Origin of the sequence: Pseudomonas sp. SJZ074 (genome assembly GCF_007828215.1) — a bacterium.
Classification (GTDB): Bacteria; Pseudomonadota; Gammaproteobacteria; order Pseudomonadales; family Pseudomonadaceae; genus Aquipseudomonas.
The window spans coordinates 279,553-303,968 of sequence record NZ_VIUE01000004.1 but is presented as its reverse complement, the minus strand read 5'-3'; the positions used below and the strand labels follow the sequence as shown (position 1 = coordinate 303,968).

24 protein-coding genes are annotated in these 24,416 nt (G+C 61.1%); 10 read left to right on the top strand and 14 right to left on the bottom strand.

Going from position 1 to position 24,416, the window contains the following annotated elements; translation table 11 throughout:
• Positions 1-27 precede the first annotated feature (27 nt).
• Complete coding sequence (locus FBX99_RS07635) at positions 28-1,122, top strand: DUF1615 domain-containing protein (protein WP_145131137.1); 1,095 nt, start codon at positions 28-30, stop codon at positions 1,120-1,122.
• 69 nt (positions 1,123-1,191) lie between these two features.
• Here the strand turns inward: FBX99_RS07635 and FBX99_RS07630 are convergent, their stop codons facing one another.
• The gene (locus FBX99_RS07630) at positions 1,192-1,587 is read right to left on the bottom strand and encodes a hypothetical protein (RefSeq protein ID WP_145131135.1); all 396 of its coding nucleotides are present in this window, start codon (positions 1,585-1,587) and stop codon (positions 1,192-1,194) included.
• 193 nt (positions 1,588-1,780) lie between these two features.
• Here FBX99_RS07630 and FBX99_RS07620 point away from each other — a divergent pair, with 193 nt between their 5' ends.
• Positions 1,781-2,410 carry a glutathione S-transferase family protein gene (locus tag FBX99_RS07620; protein ID WP_144923597.1) on the top strand — a complete coding sequence of 210 codons (630 nt, stop codon included), beginning with the start codon at positions 1,781-1,783 and terminating at the stop codon, positions 2,408-2,410.
• A 14-nt stretch (positions 2,411-2,424) separates the two neighbouring features.
• Here the strand turns inward: FBX99_RS07620 and FBX99_RS07615 are convergent, their stop codons facing one another.
• The 5 genes from FBX99_RS07615 to FBX99_RS07595 form a co-directional block, all read right to left on the bottom strand.
• Positions 2,425-2,961, bottom strand: coding sequence for a membrane integrity-associated transporter subunit PqiC (locus FBX99_RS07615; RefSeq protein WP_145131131.1), 537 nt, complete (start codon positions 2,959-2,961; stop codon positions 2,425-2,427).
• Between the two features lie 17 nt (positions 2,962-2,978).
• Entirely contained in the window at positions 2,979-4,628 is a 1,650-nt protein-coding gene (locus tag FBX99_RS07610) for an intermembrane transport protein PqiB (protein ID WP_145131129.1), read from the bottom strand.
• Complete coding sequence (locus FBX99_RS07605; RefSeq protein ID WP_178111865.1) at positions 4,609-5,253, bottom strand: paraquat-inducible protein A; 645 nt, start codon at positions 5,251-5,253, stop codon at positions 4,609-4,611. The genes FBX99_RS07610 and FBX99_RS07605 overlap by 20 nt, the downstream gene beginning before the upstream one ends.
• 11 nt (positions 5,254-5,264) lie before the next feature.
• A complete protein-coding gene (locus FBX99_RS07600) occupies positions 5,265-5,861 on the bottom strand; it encodes a paraquat-inducible protein A (RefSeq protein WP_144923585.1) in 597 nt (198 codons plus the stop codon).
• Between the two features lie 70 nt (positions 5,862-5,931).
• Entirely contained in the window at positions 5,932-6,372 is a 441-nt protein-coding gene (locus tag FBX99_RS07595; RefSeq protein WP_041020645.1) for a CBS domain-containing protein, read from the bottom strand.
• Between the two features lie 220 nt (positions 6,373-6,592).
• Here FBX99_RS07595 and FBX99_RS07590 point away from each other — a divergent pair, with 220 nt between their 5' ends.
• Entirely contained in the window at positions 6,593-8,956 is a 2,364-nt protein-coding gene (locus FBX99_RS07590) for a DNA polymerase II (RefSeq protein WP_178111860.1), read from the top strand.
• A 45-nt stretch (positions 8,957-9,001) separates the two neighbouring features.
• Here the strand turns inward: FBX99_RS07590 and FBX99_RS07585 are convergent, their stop codons facing one another.
• Together FBX99_RS07585 and FBX99_RS07580 are read right to left on the bottom strand one after the other, a co-directional pair.
• Positions 9,002-9,823 (bottom strand): aldo/keto reductase, encoded by an 822-nt coding sequence (locus FBX99_RS07585; protein WP_145131125.1) that lies wholly within the window; start codon positions 9,821-9,823, stop codon positions 9,002-9,004.
• A 151-nt stretch (positions 9,824-9,974) separates the two neighbouring features.
• Positions 9,975-11,126, bottom strand: coding sequence for an aldose epimerase family protein (locus tag FBX99_RS07580; protein ID WP_144923576.1), 1,152 nt, complete (start codon positions 11,124-11,126; stop codon positions 9,975-9,977).
• Positions 11,127-11,448: 322 nt separating this feature from the next.
• On the opposite strand from FBX99_RS07580, the gene FBX99_RS07575 reads away from it, so the two are divergent.
• The 3 genes from FBX99_RS07575 to FBX99_RS07565 all read left to right on the top strand — a co-directional run bounded on the left by FBX99_RS07575 (position 11,449) and on the right by FBX99_RS07565 (position 13,900).
• Positions 11,449-12,174: a hypothetical protein gene (locus FBX99_RS07575; RefSeq protein ID WP_256662474.1), complete on the top strand. Its 726-nt coding sequence runs from the start codon at positions 11,449-11,451 to the stop codon at positions 12,172-12,174.
• Between the two features lie 109 nt (positions 12,175-12,283).
• Positions 12,284-13,069: a sulfite exporter TauE/SafE family protein gene (locus FBX99_RS07570; RefSeq protein ID WP_144923570.1), complete on the top strand. Its 786-nt coding sequence runs from the start codon at positions 12,284-12,286 to the stop codon at positions 13,067-13,069.
• 285 nt (positions 13,070-13,354) lie between these two features.
• Positions 13,355-13,900, top strand: coding sequence for a DUF4174 domain-containing protein (locus tag FBX99_RS07565; RefSeq protein ID WP_144923567.1), 546 nt, complete (start codon positions 13,355-13,357; stop codon positions 13,898-13,900).
• A gap of 60 nt (positions 13,901-13,960) precedes the next feature.
• Here the strand turns inward: FBX99_RS07565 and ampC are convergent, their stop codons facing one another.
• Positions 13,961-15,109: a class C beta-lactamase gene (gene ampC, locus FBX99_RS07560; RefSeq protein ID WP_145131123.1), complete on the bottom strand. Its 1,149-nt coding sequence runs from the start codon at positions 15,107-15,109 to the stop codon at positions 13,961-13,963.
• A 285-nt stretch (positions 15,110-15,394) separates the two neighbouring features.
• On the opposite strand from ampC, the gene FBX99_RS07555 reads away from it, so the two are divergent.
• Together FBX99_RS07555 and FBX99_RS07550 are read left to right on the top strand one after the other, a co-directional pair.
• Complete coding sequence (locus FBX99_RS07555) at positions 15,395-16,288, top strand: Dyp-type peroxidase (protein WP_144923561.1); 894 nt, start codon at positions 15,395-15,397, stop codon at positions 16,286-16,288.
• A 52-nt stretch (positions 16,289-16,340) separates the two neighbouring features.
• A complete protein-coding gene (locus FBX99_RS07550) occupies positions 16,341-17,087 on the top strand; it encodes an SDR family oxidoreductase (RefSeq protein ID WP_144923558.1) in 747 nt (248 codons plus the stop codon).
• Positions 17,088-17,216: 129 nt separating this feature from the next.
• On the opposite strand, the gene FBX99_RS07545 is transcribed toward FBX99_RS07550, so the two are convergent.
• The 4 genes from FBX99_RS07545 to FBX99_RS07530 form a co-directional block, all read right to left on the bottom strand.
• Positions 17,217-17,639: a hypothetical protein gene (locus tag FBX99_RS07545; protein WP_144923555.1), complete on the bottom strand. Its 423-nt coding sequence runs from the start codon at positions 17,637-17,639 to the stop codon at positions 17,217-17,219.
• A gap of 93 nt (positions 17,640-17,732) precedes the next feature.
• The gene (gene mapR, locus FBX99_RS07540) at positions 17,733-19,169 is read right to left on the bottom strand and encodes a GntR family transcriptional regulator MpaR (protein ID WP_144923552.1); all 1,437 of its coding nucleotides are present in this window, start codon (positions 19,167-19,169) and stop codon (positions 17,733-17,735) included.
• Between the two features lie 154 nt (positions 19,170-19,323).
• Positions 19,324-20,736, bottom strand: coding sequence for a cytochrome c oxidase accessory protein CcoG (ccoG, locus tag FBX99_RS07535; protein ID WP_144923548.1), 1,413 nt, complete (start codon positions 20,734-20,736; stop codon positions 19,324-19,326).
• 230 nt (positions 20,737-20,966) lie between these two features.
• Entirely contained in the window at positions 20,967-21,203 is a 237-nt protein-coding gene (locus tag FBX99_RS07530; protein ID WP_144923545.1) for a DUF3203 family protein, read from the bottom strand.
• 130 nt (positions 21,204-21,333) lie between these two features.
• On the opposite strand from FBX99_RS07530, the gene FBX99_RS07525 reads away from it, so the two are divergent.
• Entirely contained in the window at positions 21,334-21,834 is a 501-nt protein-coding gene (locus FBX99_RS07525; RefSeq protein ID WP_144923542.1) for an MgtC/SapB family protein, read from the top strand.
• Positions 21,835-21,967: 133 nt separating this feature from the next.
• Here FBX99_RS07525 and FBX99_RS28855 read toward each other — a convergent pair whose 3' ends face one another.
• Positions 21,968-22,132 carry a hypothetical protein gene (locus FBX99_RS28855; protein ID WP_175361304.1) on the bottom strand — a complete coding sequence of 55 codons (165 nt, stop codon included), beginning with the start codon at positions 22,130-22,132 and terminating at the stop codon, positions 21,968-21,970.
• A gap of 218 nt (positions 22,133-22,350) precedes the next feature.
• On the opposite strand from FBX99_RS28855, the gene FBX99_RS07520 reads away from it, so the two are divergent.
• Entirely contained in the window at positions 22,351-24,348 is a 1,998-nt protein-coding gene (locus tag FBX99_RS07520; protein ID WP_145131122.1) for an alpha-1,4-glucan--maltose-1-phosphate maltosyltransferase, read from the top strand.
• Positions 24,349-24,416: the final 68 nt, after the last annotated feature.

Genomic DNA, 24,416 nt, shown 5'->3' with positions numbered 1-24,416 from the left:
TCTGGAATACAAACCTGACGGAGCCCTATGCCTTTCAATCGATGGTTATTCATTCTCCCGGCGCTGTTGATTCTGGCCGGTTGCGGCAGTCGTCAGGTCCAGGAGCCTGAACGCCAGCCCGCCGAGGTCAAGGCGCAGATCGTGCGGTTGTTGCCGGCCAAGACCGCGGATCGCGAAGGCTGGGCCACGGACATCTATGTCGCGTTTGCCGCGCAGCAGATCCCGCCTACGACGCAGAATATCTGTTCGGTACTGGCTGTCGCTGAGCAGGAGTCGACGTTCCAGGCCGACCCCTCGGTGCCGGGACTGGGCAAGATTGCCCGGCAGGAAATCGACCGCCGTGCGGCGAAGCTGCACATTCCAGGGCTGTTGGTCAGCGGTGCGCTCCAGGTGCGTTCATCCAATGGCAAGAGCTACAGCGACCGGCTCGCCGCGGTGCGTAGCGAGAAGGAGCTGAGCGGCATTTTCGATGACTTCATTGGCATGGTCCCACTGGGCAAAACACTGTTCGACGGTTTCAACCCGGTGCACACCGGCGGGCCGATGCAGGTCAGTATTGCCTTCGCCCAGGCCAATGCCCGAAATTATCCTTATCCGGTGGACGGGTCGATTCGCCAGGAAGTGTTCAGTCGACGCGGTGGGATGTACTTCGGCATTGCGCATTTGTTGGGATATCCAGTCAGCTACACCGAGCCGCTGTATCGCTTCGCCGATTTCAATGCCGGTTGGTACGCCAGCCGCAACGCGGCCTTCCAGCATGCAGTGAGTCGCGCCTCAGGTATTTCCCTGGCACTCGACGGTGACCTGATCCTGCATGACTCCATCATGCCCGGCAGCACCGAGCTGGCGGTGCGCACCCTTGGGAAATCGTTGGGAATGCGTAACCCGACCATTCGCGATCAGTTGGAGCAGGGTGGCAGCCTGGCATTCGAGGACAGCAAACTCTACAAGGGCGTCTTCGAACTGGCTGAAAAGGCCGAGGGTAAGCCGTTACCCCGTGCGGTGTTGCCGGGGATCGTCCTCAAGAGCCCGAAAATCACCCGCAAGCTGACCACCGCATGGTTTGCCAAGCGGGTAGACGAGCGCTATCAGCGATGCATGGCGCGGTCGGCGGGACGGTAGCGAACGGCGACCATAAAAAAAGCCCGGTGGATAAGACCGGGCTTTTTTCGGGCAGAGCAGGGCGGCAGGTCATGCGCGGTTCTGGGCCAGATGATCCGAACCACCTTCAGCGACACGGTTCTCGCTCAAGCGATCGGAACCACCTTCAGCGACGCGGTTTTCGCTCAAACGATCCGAGCCACCTTCGGCAACGCGGTTCTCGATCAAACGATCCGAGCCACCTTCGGCAACGCGGTTCTCGATCAAACGATCCGAGCCACCTTCGGCAACGCGGTTCTCGATCAAACGATCCGAACCACCTTCAGCGACACGGTTCTCGATCAAACGATCCGAACCACCTTCAGCGACACGGTTTTCAATCAGTCGATCGGAACCACCTTCGGCAACGACCGGGTGGGAAGAAGCGGCGAATGCGTTGGCTGCCAGAACCGAGAAAGCGAGGCTGAGGATGATTTGGCGTTTCATGATGGTGTGCTCCGGGGATGCAGTGGGTTTGTGTGGGGCCATTGTTGCGTCGAGCAGTGATCATGAGAACTTCATTGACGTGATGGTGACCATCGATGGCGGTGATAGCTGGTCGATGTACAGGTCGTCCACGGCGTGGAACATTGGGCGTGCGCAGGGTTCTATCGACTGAACCTTCCCAGGAGGCAGGCTTATGTATCAGTTATTCGGCTACAGGCAATCCGGTTCTTCGGCCGTGGAGATTGCTCTGTGCCTATGTGGTGTGCCCTATCGCCGGGTCGATGCCTATTCGACTGAAAACAATGACGCGGCCACAGCACTCGAGGCCTTGAATCCGCAGAAACAGGTCCCGACCTTGCAGTTGCCGGACGGTTCGGTGCTGACCGAAGCCGCAGCCATTCTGATCCACCTCGGGCTGGCCTATCCGGAATCGAAGTTGTTGCCTGAAGACCCGCTCCAGCGTGCACAAGCCATACGGGGTCTGGTTTACATCGTCGCCAATTGCTACACGCCCATCGGTATCATCGATTTTCCGGAGCGCTGGCTGGTCGAGGCGGATGAGGCGACCCGGCAGCAATTGGTATCGGGCACGAAGCAACGCTTGTATCGCAACTGGGCGCTGTTTGCCGATCAGTTTCCGGCGCAACCGTTTTTCAGCGGCGCCGAGCCGGGAGCGCTGGATATTCTCGCTGCGGTGATTACCAAGTGGGCCGGAACGCGAGAGGCGATGCTCAGTGCACGACCGGAATTTCACGCGGTGCTGGAGCGTATCGACCAGCATCCGCGTGTGGCCCCGGTGTTGTCACTGCATTGGCCTTCGTAGGCATGCCCGAAAGGTCATGGGCATGTCTTTCGAGTGGCCGCCTGGGCGACGAGGTCGACGAACTGCCGGACGTTGTTCTGATGGGCCAGCACCAGCTCGTCGAGGGTGCTTCCGGCAGGCGTCTGCAGGTGGTTGCGGCAGGTGAAAGCGTGGGCGTCGTCGCTGAGGTTGCGCAGGCGCCATTGCACGTCCATGCGAGCGTACTGGCCGGGGATCGAATCGAAGCGTTGTACGTCTACCCGCAGTAGCACCTTCGGTGCGCCAGGGTTGCTCAGTTGTTCCTCCAGGCTGCTGCGCAGCTCATCCGCCAGACTGGCACCCCACCATTCAGTCTCCAGGATCGCCAGCCCGCTGGTGCCCTGACGAATGACCACCTGGGGGCGATCTACCTGAGGCGGGACGTTGACCTGCTCGACCCGGATATCGACGCTGGAAGGCGGTTTGCCTGTCGGCTGGACTGGGCTCAGGGTGTGGTAATGAATCGGATCGCTGCGACAGGCGCCGAGCAGCAGCGCCACGGCGAGCAGGGCGGGTTTCAGCATCGGCGGCATGGCAGGCGCTCCTGTAGTCATTCTTTCACCGGGAACGTGAGGGGGGCGTCCTTGGGACGACCGCGCAGCAGCGATTCGGGATGACGGCTCAAGTAGTCGGACAGTTCACGCAGCGAGCGCGACATGCGCCCGAGATCGTCGAGGGTCTGGCTCAATTGTTCGCGCTGTGGCGAGTCTTCGGCCAGCGTGTCGTTGGCCGATTGCAGGGTCTTGCTGACGTCTTGCAAGGTGTTCTGCACGCCTGGCAGGGTCTTGCCGTTGAATTGCTTCAAGCCTTTGCGCAATTCCACGAGGTTGCCATCCAGGTTGCTGGCGATGCTTTCCAGCGGCAGCTTGTTGATCCGCTCGACCACCGACTGCAGTTGCTCCTGCAATTGCTGGAGGCTGCCGGGGATGGTCGGGATACGGACGGGGCGGGCGTTGGGATCGAAAGCGACCTTTTCAGCCTTGGGATAGAAATCCAGGGAAATGTACAGCTGCCCGGTCAGCAGACTGCCGCTGCGGGCCTGTGCGCGCAAGCCTCGCTCGACGAAACTGCCGATCAGGCGGGCCGAGGCGGCTTCATCTTCCGGGTCGTGATTAAGCGCCTTGAGCAGTTTCTCGTGGGCTTTGCCCAGACGCTGGGGGTAGATCACCACACCGACATTCACTGGAAAGCTGCGTTGCTTTTCGTCGAAATCCAAGTTGATGGCGACGACCCTGCCCACTTCCACGCCGAGGAATTCCACCGGGGCATTGACCTTCAAGCCGCGCAGCGCCTGATCGAAACGGAGCGCCAGGTATTGCGCCTTGCCACTGGGTGGTGCCAGGGCGCTTTGCTGGTCGGCGAACAGTTCGTAGTGCTTGTCTTCGGCCGCCGGCGTGTCGTTTGGGCTGTATTCCGGTGCCCTGAACGCGATGCCGCCGACCAGCAATGCCGAGAGCGATTCGGTCCTGACCGCGAAACCATTGGCGCCGACATTCAGGTCCACGCCGCTGACGTTCCAGAATCGGGTGTTTTCGGTGACATAGGCATCGTTCGGTGCGTTGATGAACACTTCGATATTGACGCCCTTGCCGTCGGCGTCCAGCCCGTAGGACACCACCTGGCCCACCGGAATCTTGCGCAGGTACACCGGCGAGCCGATGTCCAGCGAGCCGAGGTCCTGGGAGTGCAGGGTAAAGCGCTTGCCCGGTTCGCCGTAGGTGATCGGCGGCGGTGCCTCAAGGCCGGTGAACGACTTGGCGCGTACTTTCGAATGCCCCGCATCGGCCCCGATGAAGTCCCCGGACAGCAGTGTGTCGATCCCGGAAATGCCGCCGGCGCCGATGCGCGGCCGGACCACCCAGAACACCGAGTCCTCATGGGTGAACGTATCGGCATTCTTGGCCAGCTTGACCGTGGCGGTGACGTTCTTCTGGTCGTCGCTCAGCTGTACGTCCGTGACCTGGCCGATCACCACGTTGCGATATTTCACCGCGGTCTTGTTGGCGGTCAGGCCTTCGCCAGTCTTGAAGGTAATGGTGATGGTCGGACCTTCCTGCAACCAGTTTTGAATCACCAGGGACAGGCCCACCAGCACCGCAATGATCGGCACGATCCACACCAGCGACACCGACCAGCGGCGGCTGGTGACGTGGGCGCGACCCGGTGCGGGTTGCTGTCTGTCAGTGGCTTGCGATTTCATCCATGGCCTCCTCCGAGGGTGGGGTGTCCCAGATCAGCCGTGGGTCGAAACTCATAGCCGACAGCATGGTGAGCAGCACGACGAGTCCGAAGAACAGGATCCCCGGCCGCGGTTCGATATCGCTCAGTGCCTGGAACTTCACCAGCGCTGCCACCAGGGCCACTACCAGCACATCGAGCATCGACCAGTAGCCGATGACCTCTACCAGCCGGTACAGCTTGGCCCGCTGGAGCTGGGCCCAATTGCTGCGGCGTTGCACGGTGACCAGCAGCAGCGTCAGTACCACGAACTTGATGCCGGGCACGGCGATGCTGGCGATGAAGATGATCAGGGCGATGTCCCAGGCGCCGCTGCGCCAGAACTCGATCACGCCGCTGATGATCGTACTGTCGGCGCCATCCCCGAGCATCCGGGTATTCATCACCGGCAGCAGGTTGGCCGGGACATAGAACACCAGCGCGGCCAGCATGTAGGCCCAGGTGCGGGTGAGGGCATCGGGTTTGCGCCGGTGCAGGGCGGCGTCGCAGCGCGGGCAGGTCTGGGGCTCGTCGGTCATGTCGCAGGCCAGGCCGCAGCCGTGGCACAGGCACAGGTCCAGATCACTGGCCTGGGGCGGGGTATCCAGCGGTTCACCGTTCACAGGCTGCTCCACAGGTCGCGCACATCGCGCCCGGCAATCCGGATCATCAGCAGGCTCAAGGCCGCCAGGGCGAACAGACCGATGCCCGGCAATACGTCGAGCATTCCGGCAAGTTTGATGACCGCCACCAAAGCACCGAGCAGGCAGACCTCCAGCATGCTCCATGGTCGAAGGGTTTCCAGGCTGCGCATGCACAGGTTGAACCCCGGCGCACGGCGGTTGACGTAGGCATGACCGAGCACCCAGAGCAGGAGCGTCAATTGCAGGACCGGTGCGACGATGATCGCCACCGCTGCCACCAGGGCGATGAAGGTGATGGGCCCCTGGCTCAGGGCTACGATGGAGTCCCACAGGGTGGCGCTGTTGCTCAGGCCCTGGAAATGGATACTCATCACCGGGTAGACGTTGGCGAAGGCCCACAACACCGCCGCCGTCACGCTCAAGGCCAGGCGTTTTTCGATGGTCAGGCCGTTATAGCGCTGAATCACCGCGCCACATCGCACGCACGAGGCTTTTTGATGCGGGACGAGCTCCACCGGCTCGTACACCGCATCGCAATGTTCGCAAATGATCAGTCGCTCGGTGTCGGCCATCAGGGTGCTCGGGCAGGGACAACCCCTTCAATATAGAAGTGGGTTGGGAATGAGCAACCTGGCGAGCCGATCATTCGCCGCGAATGTACTGCTCCAGTTGTTGGATCAGGTTCGCCTGTTCGGCAATGGCTTCCTTGACCAGGTCACCGATGGACAGCAGGCCGACGAGTTTACCGTCATCCACCACCGGCAAATGCCGCAGGTGCTTTTCGGTCATGATGCTCAGGCAGGTCTCGACGGTCTGGTGCGGATCGATGGTGATCACGGGGGATACCATGATGTCGCTGACCTTCGTGCCCACCGAGGAGCGGCCGTGCAAGACCATCTTGCGCGCATAGTCGCGCTCGCTGATGATCCCCAGTACTTCATCGTTCTTCACCACCAACAAGGCGCCGACGTTTTTCTCGGCCATGCGCATCAGGGCCTGCAACACCATGTCGTCCGGTGAGATGGTGTGCACATGCTGGTTCTTCTCGTCCTTCATCCGGAGCAACTGCGCGACGGTTTTCATTGGGAGGGGCCTCGGGGGTGTTTTTGCAGGTGTTGTTAAAGAATCGTAGACCCAGCGGCGCAGGGCAAGCGGTAAAACGGCGGCCAGTCGTCCAAAAACGCCATCGGCAGTGAATTTATCATTGTGGCGAAGGGATAAATCCCCTCGCCACACAGGTTCACTGCTTGCCTGAGAGATGGCGGTAGAATCACCCCCTTACCCAAGATTCGAGGTCACCGCGGTGGATTTACAGCAGGGCTTCGTCCTGACCCGGCATTGGCGCGACACCCCGGCGGGCACCGAAGTCGAGTTCTGGCTGGCGACAGACGCCGGGCCCCGGCGTGTGCGGCTGGCGGTGCAGCCGTCGGTGGCGTTCGTGCCGCAGCTCCAGCGTGGCCAGGTCGAAGCCCTGCTGCAAGGGGAGAAGGACATCGAACTGCGCCCCCTTGACCTGCTGGATTTCGAGCATCGACCGGTACTGGGCCTGTATTGCCGCCAGCACGCCCAACTGATGCGCCTGGACACGACCCTGCGGCGCGCCGGCGTGGAGGTGTTCGAGGCCGATATCCGGCCGCCGGAGCGCTACCTGATGGAGCGATTCATCACCGCGCCGGTCTGGTTCAGCGGTACGCCGGGCGCCAACGGTCTGTTGCTGGACGCCCAGATGAAACCGGCGCCTGATTACCGCCCGGCGTTGCGCCTGGTGTCCCTGGATATCGAGACCACGGCCCAGGGTGAACTGTATTCCATTGCCTTGGAGGGTTGCGGCGAGCGTCAGGTGTACATGCTTGGCCCGCCTAACGGCGACGACAGCGATGTGGATTTTCAGCTTGAATACTGTGATTCCCGCACGGTGCTGCTGAAGAAACTCAACGACTGGTTCGCCCGGTTCGACCCCGACGCGATCATCGGCTGGAACCTGGTGCAGTTCGATCTGCGCGTGCTGCACGAGCATGCCCGGCGGCTGGCCGTGCCGTTGCGCCTGGGGCGAGGTGGGGAGGAGATGCAGTGGCGCGAACATGGTGCGCGCAACAACCACTTTTTTGCTTCGGCGGCCGGTCGGTTGATCATCGACGGCATCGAGTCCCTGCGCTCGGCCACCTGGAGCTTCCCTTCGTTCAGCCTGGAAAATGTCGCCCAGACGCTGTTGGGGGAGGGCAAGGCCATCGGCACCCCTTACCAGCGCATGGACGAGATCAACCGCATGTTCGCCGAGGACAAGCCGGCCCTGGCTCGCTACAACCTCAAAGACTGCGAGTTGGTGACGCGGATCTTCGCCAAGACCGAGCTGCTCAAGTTCCTGCTGGAACGGGCCAGTGTGACCGGCCTGCCGGCGGACCGCAGCGGCGGTTCGGTGGCGGCCTTCACGCACCTGTACATGCCGCTGATGCACCGCCAGGGGTTCGTCGCACCGAATCTTGGCCAGCGCCCGCCCCAGGCCAGCCCGGGCGGTTTCGTCATGGACTCCCAGCCCGGACTCTACGAATCGGTCCTGGTGCTGGACTACAAGAGCCTGTATCCGTCGATCATTCGCACGTTCCTCATCGACCCGGTGGGCTTGATCGAAGGCCTGCGCCACCCCGACGACCGCGAGTCGGTGCCGGGCTTTCGTGGCGCACGGTTCTCGCGTACCCGGCATTGCCTGCCGTCCATCGTCGCGCGCGTGGCCGGAGGCCGGGAGACCGCCAAGCGCGAACACAACGCGCCGCTGTCCCAGGCCTTGAAGATCATCATGAACGCCTTCTACGGTGTCCTCGGCTCCAGCGGCTGCCGTTTCTTCGACCCACGGTTGGCGTCATCCATTACCTTGCGCGGCCACCAGATCATGCAGCAGACCCGGCAGTTGATCGAAGCCCGGGGGCATGTGGTGATCTACGGTGACACCGACTCCACCTTCGTCTGGCTGCGCCGAGCCCACGGCCAGGACGAGGCCGCCAGCATCGGTCGTGAGCTGGTGGCGTACGTCAACCAGTGGTGGCGCGAATACGTGCATGAGACGTTCGGGTTGCAGAGTGCGTTGGAGCTGCAGTTCGAAACCCACTTCAAGCGTTTCCTGATGCCGACGATCCGTGGCGCCGAGGAGGGCAGCAAGAAACGCTACGCCGGGCTGGTCACCCGTGCCGACGGCAGCGACGAAATCGTCTACAAGGGGCTGGAGGCTGTACGCACCGACTGGTCGCCGCTGGCCCGGCAATTCCAGCAGGAACTGTACGAGCGGATCTTCCATCGCAAGCCTTACCAGGATTACGTGCGCGATTACGTTCACCAGACTCTCGCCGGAGCGTTCGATGAGCGATTGGTCTACCGCAAGCGCCTGCGTCGACCGCTGGATGACTACGAACGCAATGTCCCGCCCCACGTGCGAGCGGCGCGGATTGCCGACGAGTTCAACCACCGCCAGGGCCGCCCGCGGCAATACCAGAACGGTGGCTGGATCAGCTATGTCATCACCGTCGCCGGCCCCGAGCCCTTGGAAACCCGCAGCGCCGCCATCGACTATGACCACTACGTGAGCAAACAGCTGCAACCGGTGGCGGATGCGATCCTGCCGTTCGTGGGGGATGATTTCCTGACCTTGGTGGGCGGGCAGATGGGGTTGTTCTGAGGATGGCCCCGCCAGGCATGATTCCTCGACCCGGCGGGTAGTTCGTCACACCATTGCCAAGCGCTGCTTGCCCTGGGGTTGCGGAAAGATCAGATCCAGGGCGGCCAGATCCTGGGGCGCCAATTGCAGGTTCGCTGCTTCGGCGTTCAAGCGCACATGTTCCGGTTGCACGGCCTTGGGAATGGCGATGACATTGTCCTGGCGCAACAACCAGGCCAGTGCAATTTGTGCCGGCGTCGCACCGTGGCGCTCGGCGATCTCCCGCAGAGTGTGGTCCTTGAGCAGATGCCCACCCTGGCCGACCGGGCAGTAGGCCATGATTGGCATGGAGCGCTGCCGACACCAAGGCAGCAGGTCGAATTCGATACCCCGCTCCTGCAGGTTGTACAGCACCTGGTTGGTAGCGCAGGTCGGTGAAGCCAGTTCTTCAAGGTCCTCCACATCAAAGTTCGATACACCCCAGCGGCCAATCTTGCCTTCTTCGCGCAGGCGTTCGAAGGCTTCGACGGTTTCTTCAAGCGGGTATTGGCCGCGCCAGTGCAGCAGGTACAAGTCGATGTAGTCGGTGTCGAGTCGCCGCAGACTGCGTTCGCAGGCCAGTGGAATGCCTTTGCGGCTGGCGTTATGGGGGTAGACCTTGCTGACCAGGAACACCTGGTCCCGCAGGCCGGTGATCGCTTCGCCCACGACGGTTTCGGCACCGCCTTCAGCGTACATTTCCGCCGTGTCGATCAGGGTCATGCCCAGTTCGATGCCCTGGCGCAGGGCGGCAACTTCTTTCTTGTGGTCGGACGGTTCCTCACCCATGTGCCAGGTGCCCTGGCCGATCAGGGGGACGGATACGCCGGCCAACTCCAGAGTCCTCATGCCTGTCTCCTATGTGCTTGAACGTCAGACGCGTGGCAGCAGGATAGACCAAGTGTTCAGCTCGATCGACGAGAAGCCTGCGCCGTTCCCTGTGGGAGCGAGCAGGCTCGCTCCCACACTCCTGGCGGCTAATGTGGGAGCGATCAGAGGGTTATTTCGCAGAGAACTTCAGCACCATGGTCTGGGTGTAGGTCTGGCCCGGATCAAGCCGCGTGGATGGGAATTTCGGCTGGTTTGGAGAGTCGGGGAAATGCTGGGTCTCCAGGGTGAATGCACCCCAGTGCGGATAGACCTTGCCCTGTTTGCCCTTGACGGTGCCATCGAGGAAGTTGCTGGTGTAGAGCTGCACACCGGGCTCGGTGGTGTAGAGCTGCAAGCGGCGCCCCGACTGCGGGTCGTAGACATCGGCGGCCGGTTTGCTCACGTCACCCTGAGTATCCAGTACCCAGTTGAAATCGAAGCCACCCTGTTTCGGTTCGGCGAACTTGAGTTGTGGGTGGTCAGCCTTGATGTGGGTACCGAAGGCGGTGGGCTTGGTGAAGTCCATGGGCGTGCCGGCCACGGGCGCCAGTTCGCCGGTGGGGATGAGTTTGGCGGTCACAGGGGTGTAGTGGGAGGCGTACAGGGTGGCGACCTGTTTCAGGATGTCGCCGTTACCGGCACCGGCGAGGTTGAAATAGCTGTGGTTGGTCAGGTTCAGCACCGTGGGTTTGTCGGTGGTGGCCTTGTAGTCGATGCGCAGCTCGTTCTGTTCGGTGAGACTGTAGGTGACATCGGTCGTCAGGGCACCTGGGAAGCCCATCTCGCCATCCGCCGACAGGTAGGTCAGAGTCACGCCCACCGAGTCCTTGCCGTTATGCGGCACGGCTTTCCAGACGCGTTTGTCGAACCCTTGCGGTCCGCCGTGCAGGGAGTTGCCATGGTCATTCTGGGGGACCTGATAGCGCTTGCCGTCCAGTTCGAATGCGCCGTCGGCCAGACGGTTGCCGAAGCGGCCGATGGTCGCGCCGAAATACACGTTGCCGTTCTTCTGGTAGCCCTGGACATCATCGAAACCGAGCACCACGTCAGCAGCCTTGCCGTGTTTGTCCGGCACGATCAACGACTGGAGGATCCCGCCGTAAGTAATGACGGTGGCCTCCATGCCATGGCTGTTGCGCAGTACATATTTTTCCACCGCGGTGCCATCGTCGGTCTTGCCGAACGCGGCGCGTTCGTTGGTCAGGCCGGCGGCCTGGGAGGCAGAAGTGGCGATCATCAGAGACACTCCGAGGGCCGTGAGCAGATGTCTGGATTCAAGCATGGTAGACCTTCCTTCTTGTGGTTTTGTTGTTGTTTTGAACGCGGGTCGAGTCGGTTACTTGGTCGGACAGCGGTGAGGGTTTTTCTGTTCAGTAGTCTATCTATTTAAGGGTTGAGAAGGGATTTATAGCCAAAAATCGAAATTTATCAATTAAAAAGTAATACTAATTAAGCGAGGCGAGTCTTGCCCAAACGTCAGGCCCGGCAGGCAGGACTGCACTTTTAGGTTTTTTGCCGCTCTATCCATGGCCAGGAAGCGGCGACTCCCCACCGCTTCCCCATGCCCAGATCGAGATTCAATGGCCGGTGTTTCCTACTGTCTGATGATGTTGCGACGTCGCTGTCCCGTGCTGCTGGGTGGGGCGTTGATATTGCTCAGTGGTGGTTGCAGCCACCAGCAGGGCCAGGACATGGTCACTCAGTTCAGTAACGCCCGGCCCCAGGAGTTCTTGCAGACCAGCGTCGACCGCATGGCCACGTTGTCGATGCACGACAATCTGCAAAGCCTCTACCTGTTGATGAACAAGCTTTACCTGCGCAATCCCCAAGAGTTGCGCAAATCCGGTTTCCTCGACGCCCGCACCGCGGAAAAACAAGTGCGCATGGCCATCGAGCAGCAGCAACCCTTGCCGACCTTGGGCGGCAAGAAGGACCTGGCGGCCCTGAGCTACGCCATGAGCCCTGAGTTCCTCGGCGATCGGGTCGGGGCCTTCATCTATGCCATCGGCAGCATGCTGGTGACGGCCCATGGCAACCGGCTCGAGTTCTACATGACCGACACCATCGACCCGCGCTTTGTCAGCAACGCGGCACGCAATATCGAAAAAGCCACCTGGATACTGAGCCAGCGACAGGACAAGGACGGCAATCTGCTGCTGTTTTCCAACGAGATCTCGGAGGAGGGCAGCAACCTGAGTTTCGCCGTGGAGTTCGGCAAAATCGTCGCGCGACTGGACTTGCTCACGCAGATGCTGGATGAGCGTTACCGGCGGATCGGGCTGAACTACGCCCAGAGCCTGCTGTTCCTCAACTTCTTGCCGGTTCAGTAGGTTTTTAGGAAAAGGCATAAAGATAGATCACAACGTTATAGGGCGGTTATAAGAAAAATCGCTATGCTCGCGGCGAGATTTTCCACGCGGTTATGCTGAGACGGGTTTGATGGATTTCGGTAATGTCGGTTTAGTCGTAGCGGGCCTGGTGGTCGGCTTCATCGTCGGAATGACCGGTGTCGGCGGCGGTTCGCTGATGACTCCCATTCTGTTGTGGTTCGGTATCAACCCTGCGACTGCCGTGGGTACGGATTTGCTGTACGCGGCCATTACCAAATCCGGCGGCGTGCTGGTGCATGCCAGAAATCGCAATATCGATTGGGCGATCACCGGTTGGCTGACCTTGGGCAGTGTGCCGGCGGTCGGGCTGACGCTGTGGTTTCTCAGTACCCTGCACAGTTCGCCGGACGCCATGAACGCTGTCATCAAGCAGGCCCTGGGCTTCGTGCTGTTCGCGACTGCCCTGGCGATCCTGTTCAAGAAGCGCCTGCTGCAATTCGCCCATGATCGTGCGGGCGGTCACTACAACCCCTCCGGTGCGCGGCTCAATGTGCTCACGGTCATCACCGGCCTGGTGCTGGGTACGATGGTCGCGTTGACCTCCATTGGTGCCGGCGCCCTGGGTACCGTCGCGTTGTTCATTCTCTACCCGTTCCTGGTCACCAAGCGCCTGGTGGGCACCGAAATCGCCCACGCCGTGCCACTGACCCTGGTGGCCGGTCTGGGCCATGCGAGCATGGGCAACATGGACTGGCACATCCTCGGTTATTTGCTGGTTGGCTCCTTACCGGGTATCTACCTGGGCAGTCATCTGTCGGGACGTATCTCTGACGAACTGCTGCGCCCGTGCCTGGCGGTGATGCTGGCGATGATCGGGTTCAAGTTGGCGTTCTGATAAGTCTGCAAGGTTTCGATGATCAATGTGGGAGCGGGCTTGCTCGCGAAAGCGGTGTATCAGTGGATATTTTATTGACTGACACGCCGCCTTCGCGAGCAAGCCCGCTCCCACCAGAGTTCGTGTCAGGCCCTTGCATCGCAATTGCCCTCCCGCACCACGGTTGCGCAATGACCCCGCTGACCTAAGCTTCATGGCAGGCCGGCGCAATATTGGGCGACTCTCTCGCGGAACAATTGCCGCCCTGTGCAATCAGTACAGCGTAAATATCAAAAGGAGAGGCGCATGCTCATTCGGTCGTTGACCTTGGCAACCTTGCTGGCCATCGCCGGCCCTCTGTTCGCCGCTGATGGTGACTCACCCCTGGTGGCGGAGGTGGGCAGGTCCCGGTCCCTGATTGTCATCGCGCCCAGCACCGTGGACCCTGCGTGGGTCAGCCTGAAAAAAGCCCTGGACGAACCAGCGGGCAAGAAGGGTTTTTCCGAGCGCAACATGGTGCTCTATACCGTGCTCAATACCATTGGGCAGCGCGACGGTAAGGATCTGGACCCCCAAAGCACCATGGCGTTGATCCGATCACTCAAGCTGGGGGCCGGAGCCCAGACCAAGATCATCCTGGTGGGCAAGGATGGAGAAAAGAAGCTTGAACATTCCGGGGCGATCGAACTGAAGGAGCTGTTCGACACCGTCGACAAGTTGCCCGCAGCAGAAAAAGAAGCAACGCCTCCAGCACCACCTCCAGCCCCCGAAGCTGCACCGGCCAAGGACACGAAGGGCGCGAAACCCGGCAAGACAACCAAGCCTACGGCTGTAAAGCCGTTGGATGATTGACTCTCAAGGAGATGATGGCAGCTGTTGGAGCAAAGCTTGCTCCGGCAGTTACCTCTTGCCTTATCGCTCCTCCAACGCCGTCAGGATCCGGTGCGCCGCCTTCACCCGTTCCTCGTTGGGATAGTTCCTGTTCGCCAACAGTACGATGCCCATGTTCTTGCCAGGCACGAAAGCCGCATAGGCGCCGAAACCGCCAGTTGATCCGGTCTTGTTGATCCATGCGTTGTCCGGGGCAGGGCGGGGCGGGTCGAGAGGTTCGACCTTGTTCGGCTGCATGGCCATTTCCACCGAATTACCCGCCAACAGCTGGCTGACCGTCACCGGATAAGGGTAGAACTCCCAGCCCAACCCCTGGGTCATGCCGCCGACCTGGTAGAACCCGGTGTGGGTGGTGGCGATGGCTTGTTGCAGGTCAGGGGCCAGTGTTTCCGGTCGCAGGTTGGCTTCAAGGAAACGGATCAGGTCCGAGGTGCTGGTCTTCACGCCATAGGCCTCGGAGTCCATTGCCCCGGGACCGACCCGGACTGGCTTGCCGTCTTTCGCGTAGCCTTGGGCGTATCGGCTCGACTCTGACGCCGGCACCCGCAGATAGCTGTGCTTGAGGCCCAGGCCCGGCATCAACGTCTGTTCCATTGCATCATCGAAAGGGCGATCCAGGCTGCGAGCGGCCAGATAGCCGAACAGGCCGATGCTCGGGTTCGAATAGAGCCGTTGGGTACCGGCCGGGTAAAGCGGTTTCCAGGTCTTGTAGTAGCCGAACATCCGGTCCGGGTGGTCCGCGCTGTCGGGAAACTGCAACGGCAATCCACCGGCGGTGTAGGTGGCGAGGTTGAGCAGACTGACGTTCTCCAGGACGCTACCCTGTAACTCGGGGGCGTAGCGGCCGGCCGGGTCCGACAGGGACAGTTTGTCCTGGGCCTGGGCATAGGCGCCGAGGGTCGCGGTAAAGGTCTTGCTGACCGAGCCTATTTCGAACAGGGTCTGTTCGGTGACCGGCTGTTTCGTTTCCCTGGAGGCCACGCCGTAGTTGAAATAGTGAGGTTGGCCGTCCAGCGTGATCGCCACGGCCATGCCGGCTATGTCCTGCCGTTTCATCAAGGGTTCGATCACTGCATTGACGGTGTCTTCGAGGCGATCCTGGGCAAAGCCCGGCATCATTCCACAGCCCAGCAGAAAGGTGCCCGCGAGTATCGATCGGGTCATGCGCATGTTGACCGGTCTCCATGAATGGCGAGAGTTCAAGCCGCTCTGCATCCGGCAGCCTTGAGCGGCTCAATGCACCGTTGGGGTGCAAGCTTTGGAGCGCACTCTAGGAAGTTTTCGGCGGTCAGGCAACCCGAGGTCTTTCGCTTCGGGACAGGTTCCGAGCCATCCGACGGAGGCGAAAGAGAAATCCTACAAAAAGCCTGGGTTGCATAGGCAGGTTCCCCGTTGGCAAACCACCACAAATCCACGGCCGCCGGGTAGACTTGCGCTCTTTCTAGAGGAGTTCACATGAGTTACTACCAGCCCGGCATTCTCGCCACCCCTGTTCCGCCTCAGGCTCGTCATTTGTTTTTCGCCCTGGAATCGGTCGAGGCGTTGCCGGCTGCGATCGACAGGTTGGTGCTGCAACTGGACGGTCGTGGCGTGATCGGTTTCGGCGAGTCGCTGGTCCAGGCGCTGGGCGCGCAGATCGAAGGCCTGCGGGCATTTCCTGCGCTGGCGGGTGTGGGCGTGGACAATCCTTCGACCCAGCACGCGCTGTGGTGTTGGCTGCACGGCGAAGACCGTGGCGAACTGCTGCACCGCAGCCGCGCCATCGAGGCGGCGCTGGCACCGGCGTTGCGCCTGGTGCAAATGAACGAAACCTTCCGTCACATGACCGGCCATGACCTGACAGGTTACGAAGACGGCACCGAGAACCCCCACGATGAAGCCGCCATCGCCGCAGCCCTGGCCCAAGGCACCGACGGTCTGCGCGGTGGCAGTTTCGCGGCGATCCAGCAGTGGCAACACGACCTGGACGGTTTCGCCGCCCTGCAACCCCACGAGCGTGACAACATCATGGGCCGGCGGCTGAGCGACAACGAAGAGCTCGACGATGCGCCGGAGTCGGCCCACGTCAAACGCACCGCCCAGGAAAGCTTCGCGCCGCAAGCCTTCCTCGTGCGCCGCTCCATGCCGTGGATCGAAGGCGATCGCGCCGGCCTGATGTTCCTCGCGTTCGGTTTCTCCCTGGACGCTTTCGAGGCGCAACTGCGACGCATGAGTGGCCTTGAAGATGGCATTACCGATGGCTTGTACCGCATGAGCCGGCCGATCACCGGCGGCTACTACTGGTGCCCACCGTTGCTGGACGGGCGCCTGGACCTGCGGATCCTGGCCGGGGGTTGTGCAAAAGCGTGACGTGAACGCTATTCTTGGCCCCTGGCGTCTACCGTGAAACAGGGGAAGCAGCGTGGATAAAGTCATCGTGATCACTGGTGGTGGCCGTGGTATCGGCGCGGCCACGGCGTTATTGGCTGCCGAGCTGGGGTATCGGATCTGCATCAACTACCATTCCGATGAAAACGCCGCGCAGGACGTGCTGGCGCAGATCCGCGCCAAGGGCGCACAGGCCATTGCCGTGCGCGCTGATGTGAGCATCGAGGATGAGGTGATCGGCCTGTTCGACCGGGTGGACGCGGAGCTGGGGCGCGTTACGGCGCTGGTGAACAATGCCGGTACCGTCGCTCACAAGTCCCGGCTCGATGAGATGTCCGAGTTCCGCATCCTCAAAGTCATGAAGACCAACGTGCTGGGGCCGATTCTCTGCGCCAAGCACGCCGTGCTGCGCATGTCTCCCCGGCATGGCGGGCAGGGCGGCAGTATCGTCAACGTGTCATCGGTGGCCGCCCGCCTGGGCTCGCCGAACGAATACGTCGACTATGCCGCTTCCAAGGGCGCGCTGGACACCTTCACCATCGGCCTGTCCAAGGAAGTGGCTGGTGAGGGCATCCGCGTCAATGCGGTTCGCCCGGGTTACATCTACACCGATTTCCATGCCCTCAGCGGCGATCCCGAGCGGGTCAGCAAGCTGGAATCGGCAATCCCTATGGCCCGGGGCGGTCGTCCGGATGAAGTGGCCGAAGCGATTATCTGGCTGCTGTCGGACAAGGCTTCGTATGCGACCGGGACGTTCGTGGACCTGGGGGGCGGGCGCTGAGTTTCGCCGGTACTGGCCCCATCGCGAGCAGGCTCGCTCCCACATTTGAATACAGTCCGCCTATGGGAGCGGGTTTGCCTTTGATGCTATCGGTGTGCAGAACGCCTGCATTGAAATGGCCGGATGGGGTTATTCCTGGATGACGTAAATGTTATCGAACCCTACGCCGTATGGAGGCTTTTCAACTTCTTGGAATGCTGTAATACGAACGGTAGGTAATCCGGACGATTGAGGTGGAGGAGGGGGAAATGTCACTTTGCAGGAATGCCATTGGTCATCGCCTGCAGGGACGTCCAGTAGCTGAACATTATCATTGACTCTGCAAGCCAACTCTTTCAGCGTCACCCCATCGGGGACTTTAATGTCGAACTTTACGATGACTGGAAGATTGTCCGCGAATGGCAATTTGAATATCTTGGCCAAGCTGTAATCAGTCACATACTCGTCACCGGTGATGTAATGATTGCCACGTGGCTCCCTCACTATTTCTCCTTCACTTTGGGTAAATCTCCAGCCGTCTGGACCGTTCTCGAAATCGTGAAAATATTTCATGATCTTCTCCTTAGGATAGATTGTTGCCAACGCGGGGTGCTCATTTCGGTTGGCGATCTCTACGCTAAGTCGTTCTCCACAGGCCTGCTACTGTCAGAGCTGACAGGTATCTTGGTTGGTCATCAGTGAGCGAATAATCCTCCCCAACGTCTCCATGGCCTTTTCCGACGCCTCGGTCCAAGGGCTGCCGTAGTTCAAGCGAATGCAGTTCCTGAACCGCCGGGTCGCTGAAAAGATCGGACCCGGGGCGATGCTGATGCCTTGGGCCAGGGCCATCTGGAACAGTTTCAGCGAGTCCATCTGTTCTGGCAGCTCCAGCCACAGGAAATACCCGCCGGCCGGGTGGCTGACGCGGGTCTGGGCCGGGAAATGACGAGCGATGGCGGCAAGCATGGCGCTTTGCTGTTCTTCCAGGGCGTAGCGCAGTTTGCGCAGGTGACGGTCGTAGCCGCCGTGTTGCAGATAGTCGGCGATGGCGGCCTGGGCTGGCATCGAGGCACACAATGAGGTCATGAGTTTAAGGCGCTCGATTTTCTGCGCGTAGCGGCCGGCGGCAACCCAGCCGATGCGGTAACCCGGTGCCAGGCTCTTGGCGAATGATCCGCAGTGCATCACCCACCCTTCGGTGTCGAACGCCTTGGCCGGTTTCGGAGCTTGTTGGCCGTAATAGAGTTCGGCGTAGACGTCATCCTCGATCAATGGCACCTGATGGCGGCGCAACAACGCCACCAGTGCCTGTTTCCGTTCCTCGGGCATGGTTGCGCCGATGGGGTTCTGGAAACTGGTCATGCACCAGCATGCCTTGATCGGATGGCGTTCCAGGGTTTGTTCCAGTACATCCAGGTCAATGCCGTCGCGCGGATGCACGGGGATTTCCACGGCCTTGAGCTTGAGCCGTTCCAGCACCTGCAGGCTGGCATAGAAGGCCGGTGCCTCGATGGCCACCAGGTCGCCGGGCTCGGTCACGGCCTGCAAGCACAGGTTCAAGGCTTCCAGGGCGCCGTTGGTGACCAGCAGTTCCTCCATAGGCAGCATCAGCCCGCCGACCATGTAGCGCAGGGCGATCTGGCGGCGCAACTGCGGATTGCCCGGCGACATGTCGGTGACCACCACCCGTGGGTCCATATCCCGCGTGGCGCTGGACAGTGAGCGGGATAGCCGTTGCAGCGGGAACAGCGTCGGGCTGGGGAATGCCGAGCCGAAGGGTACGGTGCCTGGATCCTTGATGGAATTGAGCACCGAGAACACCAGTTCGCTGACGTCGACTTCGGTGGATTCGTGCACCTGGCTACTGATGACCGGCTCGGAAAAGGGCTTTGGCGCATGGTTGTTGACGAAGTAGCCGGAACGCGGCCGGGCCCGGATCAAACCGCGGCGTTCCAGCAGGTAATACGCCTGGAAAACCGTGGACGGGCTGACGCCGTAGGTCTGGCTGGCATAGCGCACCGACGGCACGCGCTGTCCCGGCCCCAGCATGCCGGAGCGGATCAGCTCTGCGATGTCGTCGGCGAATTTCTCGTAGCGTTTCATGTACGGTCCAGTCATCCACGGTTCAGGTTGCGCATCAACTGTGGGAGCGAGCCTGCTCGCGATAGCGGAGTGTCAGGCACATCAAGGTTGACTGTGCTGACCTCATCGCGAGCAGGCTCGCTCCCACAGGAAAACAGCTCTGCATCTTAAGGCTTCAGCGATTCATCGGCGCGACAAAACGGCTTTTGGCCTCGCTATGAATGTTTGGCTCGTCACTGTCGGCTACCTTGAATGTCAGTGCCTGTGAGCCGCTGCGGGAGCGTTCGCTGAGCATCGCCACCGACACCGGTACGTCGACTATTTCTCCCGGGGCCAGGCTCAGTCGGGTCTTGCCTTGCAGGACGAAGTCGTTGCCGTCCACCAGGGAGAGCTGATAGTCCTGGCGTTGCTGGGTCTTGTTGATGATCTTCAGGCTGTAGATATTCTCGATCAGTCCCTGGCTGTTTTCGCGGAACAGGCCGCGGTCCTTGCTCACGTCCAGGGAAACCATCGGCCGCTCCACCAATGCCACCACCAGTGCGCCGATCATCACCAGCAGCACGGCGGTATAACCGATCAGCCGCGGTCGTAGCAGGTGGGTCTTGCCGCCCTGCAACTGACGCTCGGAGGTGTATTTGACCAGCCCGCGGGCGTAACCCATCTTGTCCATGATCGAATCGCAGGCGTCGATGCAGGCCGCGCAGCCGATGCATTCCATTTGCAGGCCGTCGCGGATATCGATGCCGGTCGGGCAGACCTGCACGCACATCTGGCAGTCGATGCAATCCCCCAGGCCGAGATTGGCCGGGTTCGCGTCGCGCTTGCGTGGGCCGCGGATTTCGCCACGGGCCGCGTCGTAGGAAATGGTCAGGGTGTCTTTGTCGAACATCACGCTCTGGAACCGTGCGTAGGGGCACATGTGCATGCACACCGCTTCACGTAGCCAGCCGGCATTGAGGTAGGTGGCGCCAGTGAAGAACAGCACCCAGAACAGGCTTACGCCGGCCATCTGCAGGGTCAGCAGCTCTTCGGCCAGTGGGCGGATCGGCGTGAAGTAGCCGACGAAGGTCAGGCCGGTGAGCAGGCTGATGGCCAGCCACAACGTGTGCTTGGCCGAGCGGCGCAGGAGCTTGTCCAGGCTCCAGGGCGCGCTTTGCAGCTTGATCCGTTGGTTGCGATCGCCTTCGGTGATCTTCTCGCACCACATGAAGATCCAGGTCCAGGAACTCTGTGGGCATGTGTAGCCGCACCACACCCGGCCGGCGAACACGGTGATCGCAAACAGGCCGAAGGCGGCGATGATCAGCAGCGCCGACAGCAGGATGAAATCCTGGGGCCAGAAGGTGGCGCCGAAAATGTGGAATTTGCTTTCGGCGAGGTCCCAGAGCACCGCCTGGCGGCCGCCCCAGTCCAGCCACACCGTGCCGAAGAACAGCAGGAACAGCAGGCCCGCGCCGCTCATGCGCAAGGTGCGGAACAGGCCGCTGAAGCTGCGGGTGTGGATCAGGTTGTCAGTGGTCCTGGCCCTGATCTTCGCGGGCGCGGGTTCAAAGGTCTGTATCAACTGGACGGGGATTCTATCGCTCATGGTCGGTCGCTCATCAGCCTTATCTGGCCCGCGCACTATGACCATCGCGCTGTTTGCATAACAGACTCAGGTGTTTCGATAAAAACCGGATCAGATGGGCTGGAGGCCAGGGCCTGCGACAGGTTGAAGCACCCAGGGATAGACAAACACCCCCATGTAGCAAGGGAGCTTGTGTGGCGAGGGAGCTTGCTCCCTCGCCACAGATTGCCCACTTGCCGACAAGGTGGTGCTCAGATCGCCGAGCCGCTGTCGCTGGCCTTGAGATGTCTGCGTCCATCGGTTGCGCCGGCCTGGATCAAGGCGTCGGCTTCGGCCTCGGTGAAGTGGACGAGGTCGCCGTTGAGCTTCACGGCCGACATGGCTTTATCCGCGTCGGTGATAATCGTCAACTCGCTGGCGGGGCGCTGTTGCGGACCGTTTCTGGTGTCGAAATAGCAGATCCGGTGGTCATCGATACGCAGGGTCATGGTGTGCTCCTTCTTGATGTCCTGAGCGTTAGGCTCCCCATGACCACCAGGGTTCGTCGCGCCGGATCAGCGGTCGGAGCACCTCTGGCATCCGTTGCGGTCCATCGTTTATCGACGGCATGAGGATTGTATGGAAGCGTGGTGGCATCAGGTCTGGATCACTCTGCAATCGGAATTCGCCGACATCGGCGATACCCAGCAAATGACGCGGGTCACGGTGCGCCTGCTAATGGCCGCGCTGCTCGGCGGCATCCTGGGGTTCGAGCGTGAGCACAAGGGCAAGGCGGCGGGGGTGCGCACGCATATGCTCGTGGCGCTGGGCGCGGCGTTGTTCGTGCTGGTGCCGCAGATGTCCGGTTCCCAGGCCGACGCCATGAGCCGAGTGGTGCAGGGCGTGATCGCCGGCATCGGTTTCCTGGGGGCGGGCACGATCCTGAAGAACAATCATGGGGACGAAAGCCACGTAAAAGGCCTGACCACTGCCGCCGGCCTGTGGATGACGGCGGCCATCGGCGTCGCGGCCGGGTTGGGCCGGGAAGCGACGGCGGTGTTGAGCACGTTGTTGGCGTTGGCGGTTTTCAGTGTGATGCCGGTGATCGTGCGGGCGCTGGATAAGGATGACAAACCGTGATCTAACACACCGGTGCAATACCTGTGGGAGCGGGCTTGCTCGCGAAGACGGTGTGTCAGTCACTTATAAGCTGGATGATCCAACGCCTTCGCGAGCAAGCCCGCTCCCACAGGTTCTCCACTACGCTTGTTTTTCACACCCGCTCCGGCGGCGCCTCGTTCGGTGGATCGCCCACGGGCTGCTGCGGGGCGAGGGGAGGATCTTTCTCCGGTACAGGTTCCGGGTCAGGTCCTGGAGGCGGCAGGGTGGGGTCATCGATATTGGGATCGGGGGTTTCGGCCGGGATGGGAATATTCATCGGGACGGGTCTCCGTGACGCACATGGCTTGAGTCGTGCTTACTGCTGTTGACCACCCTGGGCCGGGTTTGATCCCGCTCGCCACCGGGCAAATCCCGCTGAACTTTTCCCTGCCGGTCCGGTTCGGAGTTTAAGTGAGTTCTTTCAGGGACCCGTTTTCCAAGACCAGTGGGCCTTACCGCCATAACGTCCATGGGGCGTAAAAGGAGCGATGCTCGATGATTGCCGAACACCCGACCGACTTGGCGTACAACCCGAATCTACCGCTGTCCCACGCCTTGTTGCTGCCACGTATTGCCATTGAAAACACCATGCCGGTGATCGATGGCGGCCAGTTCGCCGCCAAGGCCGTGGCGGGACAAGATGTCACGGTGACCAGCAAGGTCTTCACCGATGGTCATGACAAGCTGGCCGTGCGAATCCGCTGGCGGGCACTGGACGATGAGGTGTGGAACAGCGAGGTGATGACCGACCTGGGCAATAATGGCTGGCGGGGCCAGTTCAATGTGCCGGCCCAGGGGCGCTATGTATTTTGCATCGAGGCCTGGTTCGACCAGTACGCCAGCTTCTGCTACGAACTGGAAAAGAAATACGCTGCCGGCGTGCCCATCAGCCTGGAGTTGCAGGAAGGCCGCAATCATGTGCTACAAGCCTCCGAGCGCAGCGATGGCGAGTTGAGCGAACAACTGGCCGCCTTGCACCACGAGCTTTCGGGGTTGTTGCCGGCTGAACAGGTCGCTTTGTTCCTGGCGCCGCACAGTGCCGACTTGATGTCCCTGGCCGATCACCGGCCATACCTGAGCATCAGTCCCGAATATCCACTGGATGTCGAGCGCGAACGGGCCGAGTTCGCCAGCTGGTATGAACTGTTTCCGCGCTCGATTACCGATGATCCCAGCCGTCACGGCACGTTCAACGACGTCCATTCGCGCCTGGCAATGATCCAGGACATGGGCTTCGACGTCCTGTATTTTCCGCCGATTCATCCCATCGGCCGCAGCTTCCGAAAAGGCCCGAACAATTCCCTCACCGCCGGTCCCGACGATCCGGGCAGCCCGTATGCCATTGGCAGCGAAGACGGAGGGCATGAGGCGATCCATCCGCAACTGGGCACCCGGGAAGACTTCCGTCGCCTGGTGGCGGCTGCCGAGGCCCATGGCCTGGAGATCGCCCTCGATTTCGCCATCCAGTGTTCCCAGGACCACCCCTGGCTGAAGCAGCATCCGGGCTGGTTCAGTTGGCGGCCGGACGGCACGATCAAATACGCGGAAAACCCGCCGAAGAAGTACCAGGACATCGTCAATGTCGATTTCTACGCGGCGGAGGCGATTCCCAGTCTATGGACGGAGCTGCGGGACATTGTGCTGGGCTGGGTCAATGAGGGCGTGAAGATGTTCCGCGTCGACAACCCTCATACCAAGCCGCTGCCGTTCTGGCAGTGGTTGATCGCCGATGTGCGGGCCCAACATCCCGAGGTGATCTTCCTCGCCGAAGCCTTCACCACACCGGCGATGATGGCCCGGTTGGGCAAGGTCGGCTATTCCCAGAGCTACACCTATTTCACCTGGCGCAACACCAAGGCCGAGCTGGCGACCTACTTCAGCGAACTCAATCAGTCACCGTGGCGCGAGTGTTATCGACCGAATTTCTTCGTCAATACCCCTGACATCAACCCGGCCTTCCTCCATGAGTCGGGACGCGCCGGTTTTCTCATTCGCGCAGCGCTGGCGACCATGGGCTCGGGCCTGTGGGGGATGTATTCGGGCTTCGAACTCTGCGAGTCGGCACCGGTGCCGGGCAAGGAGGAATACCTCGATTCGGAGAAATACGAAATCCGGCCGAGGGACTTCACCGCACCAGGCAACATCATTGCCGAAATCGCCCAGCTCAACCGCATCCGCCGCCAGAACCCGGCGCTGCAGACGCACCTGGGGCTGAAAATCTACAACGCCTGGAACGACAACATTCTGTTTTTCGGCAAGCGCACACCTGACGGCAGTAACTTCGTCCTGGTCGCGGTCAGCCTCGATCCGCACAACCCCCAGGAAGCCAATTTCGAGTTGCCGTTATGGGAAATGGGCTTGCCCGACGATGCCCAGACCCAGGGCGAGGACTTGATGAACGGCCACCGCTGGACCTGGTATGGCAAGTATCAGTTCATGCGCATCGACCCGGGGTACCAGCCGTTCGGGATCTGGCGGATCAGCGCGTCTTGAAGACTGGGGGGAAGGGATTTCTGTGGCGAGGGGATAAATCCCCTCGCCACAAATAGATCTCATCAGTC

Excerpts from the sequence above, each read along its gene's own strand:
- FBX99_RS07525 (WP_144923542.1), top strand. The coding sequence starts at position 21,334 with ATGGAAGCGTGGTGGCATCAGGTCTGGATCACTCTGCAATCGGAATTC.
- FBX99_RS07630 (WP_145131135.1), bottom strand. The coding sequence starts at position 1,587 with ATGAAACGCCAAATCATCCTCAGCCTCGCTTTCTCGGTTCTGGCAGCC.
- FBX99_RS07610 (WP_145131129.1), bottom strand. The coding sequence starts at position 4,628 with ATGAAATCGCAAGCCACTGACAGACAGCAACCCGCACCGGGTCGCGCC.
- FBX99_RS07555 (WP_144923561.1), top strand. The coding sequence starts at position 15,395 with ATGAGTTACTACCAGCCCGGCATTCTCGCCACCCCTGTTCCGCCTCAG.
- FBX99_RS07545 (WP_144923555.1), bottom strand. The coding sequence starts at position 17,639 with ATGAAATATTTTCACGATTTCGAGAACGGTCCAGACGGCTGGAGATTT.
- FBX99_RS28855 (WP_175361304.1), bottom strand. The coding sequence starts at position 22,132 with ATGAATATTCCCATCCCGGCCGAAACCCCCGATCCCAATATCGATGAC.
- mapR (WP_144923552.1), bottom strand. The coding sequence starts at position 19,169 with ATGAAACGCTACGAGAAATTCGCCGACGACATCGCAGAGCTGATCCGC.
- FBX99_RS07565 (WP_144923567.1), top strand. The coding sequence starts at position 13,355 with ATGCTCATTCGGTCGTTGACCTTGGCAACCTTGCTGGCCATCGCCGGC.
- FBX99_RS07530 (WP_144923545.1), bottom strand. The coding sequence starts at position 21,203 with ATGACCCTGCGTATCGATGACCACCGGATCTGCTATTTCGACACCAGA.
- FBX99_RS07585 (WP_145131125.1), bottom strand. The coding sequence starts at position 9,823 with ATGAGGACTCTGGAGTTGGCCGGCGTATCCGTCCCCCTGATCGGCCAG.
- FBX99_RS07620 (WP_144923597.1), top strand. The coding sequence starts at position 1,781 with ATGTATCAGTTATTCGGCTACAGGCAATCCGGTTCTTCGGCCGTGGAG.
- FBX99_RS07570 (WP_144923570.1), top strand. The coding sequence starts at position 12,284 with ATGGATTTCGGTAATGTCGGTTTAGTCGTAGCGGGCCTGGTGGTCGGC.
- FBX99_RS07580 (WP_144923576.1), bottom strand. The coding sequence starts at position 11,126 with ATGCTTGAATCCAGACATCTGCTCACGGCCCTCGGAGTGTCTCTGATG.
- ccoG (WP_144923548.1), bottom strand. The coding sequence starts at position 20,736 with ATGAGCGATAGAATCCCCGTCCAGTTGATACAGACCTTTGAACCCGCG.
- ampC (WP_145131123.1), bottom strand. The coding sequence starts at position 15,109 with ATGCGCATGACCCGATCGATACTCGCGGGCACCTTTCTGCTGGGCTGT.
- FBX99_RS07615 (WP_145131131.1), bottom strand. The coding sequence starts at position 2,961 with ATGCCGCCGATGCTGAAACCCGCCCTGCTCGCCGTGGCGCTGCTGCTC.
- FBX99_RS07595 (WP_041020645.1), bottom strand. The coding sequence starts at position 6,372 with ATGAAAACCGTCGCGCAGTTGCTCCGGATGAAGGACGAGAAGAACCAG.
- FBX99_RS07600 (WP_144923585.1), bottom strand. The coding sequence starts at position 5,861 with ATGGCCGACACCGAGCGACTGATCATTTGCGAACATTGCGATGCGGTG.
- FBX99_RS07520 (WP_145131122.1), top strand. The coding sequence starts at position 22,351 with ATGATTGCCGAACACCCGACCGACTTGGCGTACAACCCGAATCTACCG.
- FBX99_RS07575 (WP_256662474.1), top strand. The coding sequence starts at position 11,449 with ATGATGTTGCGACGTCGCTGTCCCGTGCTGCTGGGTGGGGCGTTGATA.
- FBX99_RS07635 (WP_145131137.1), top strand. The coding sequence starts at position 28 with ATGCCTTTCAATCGATGGTTATTCATTCTCCCGGCGCTGTTGATTCTG.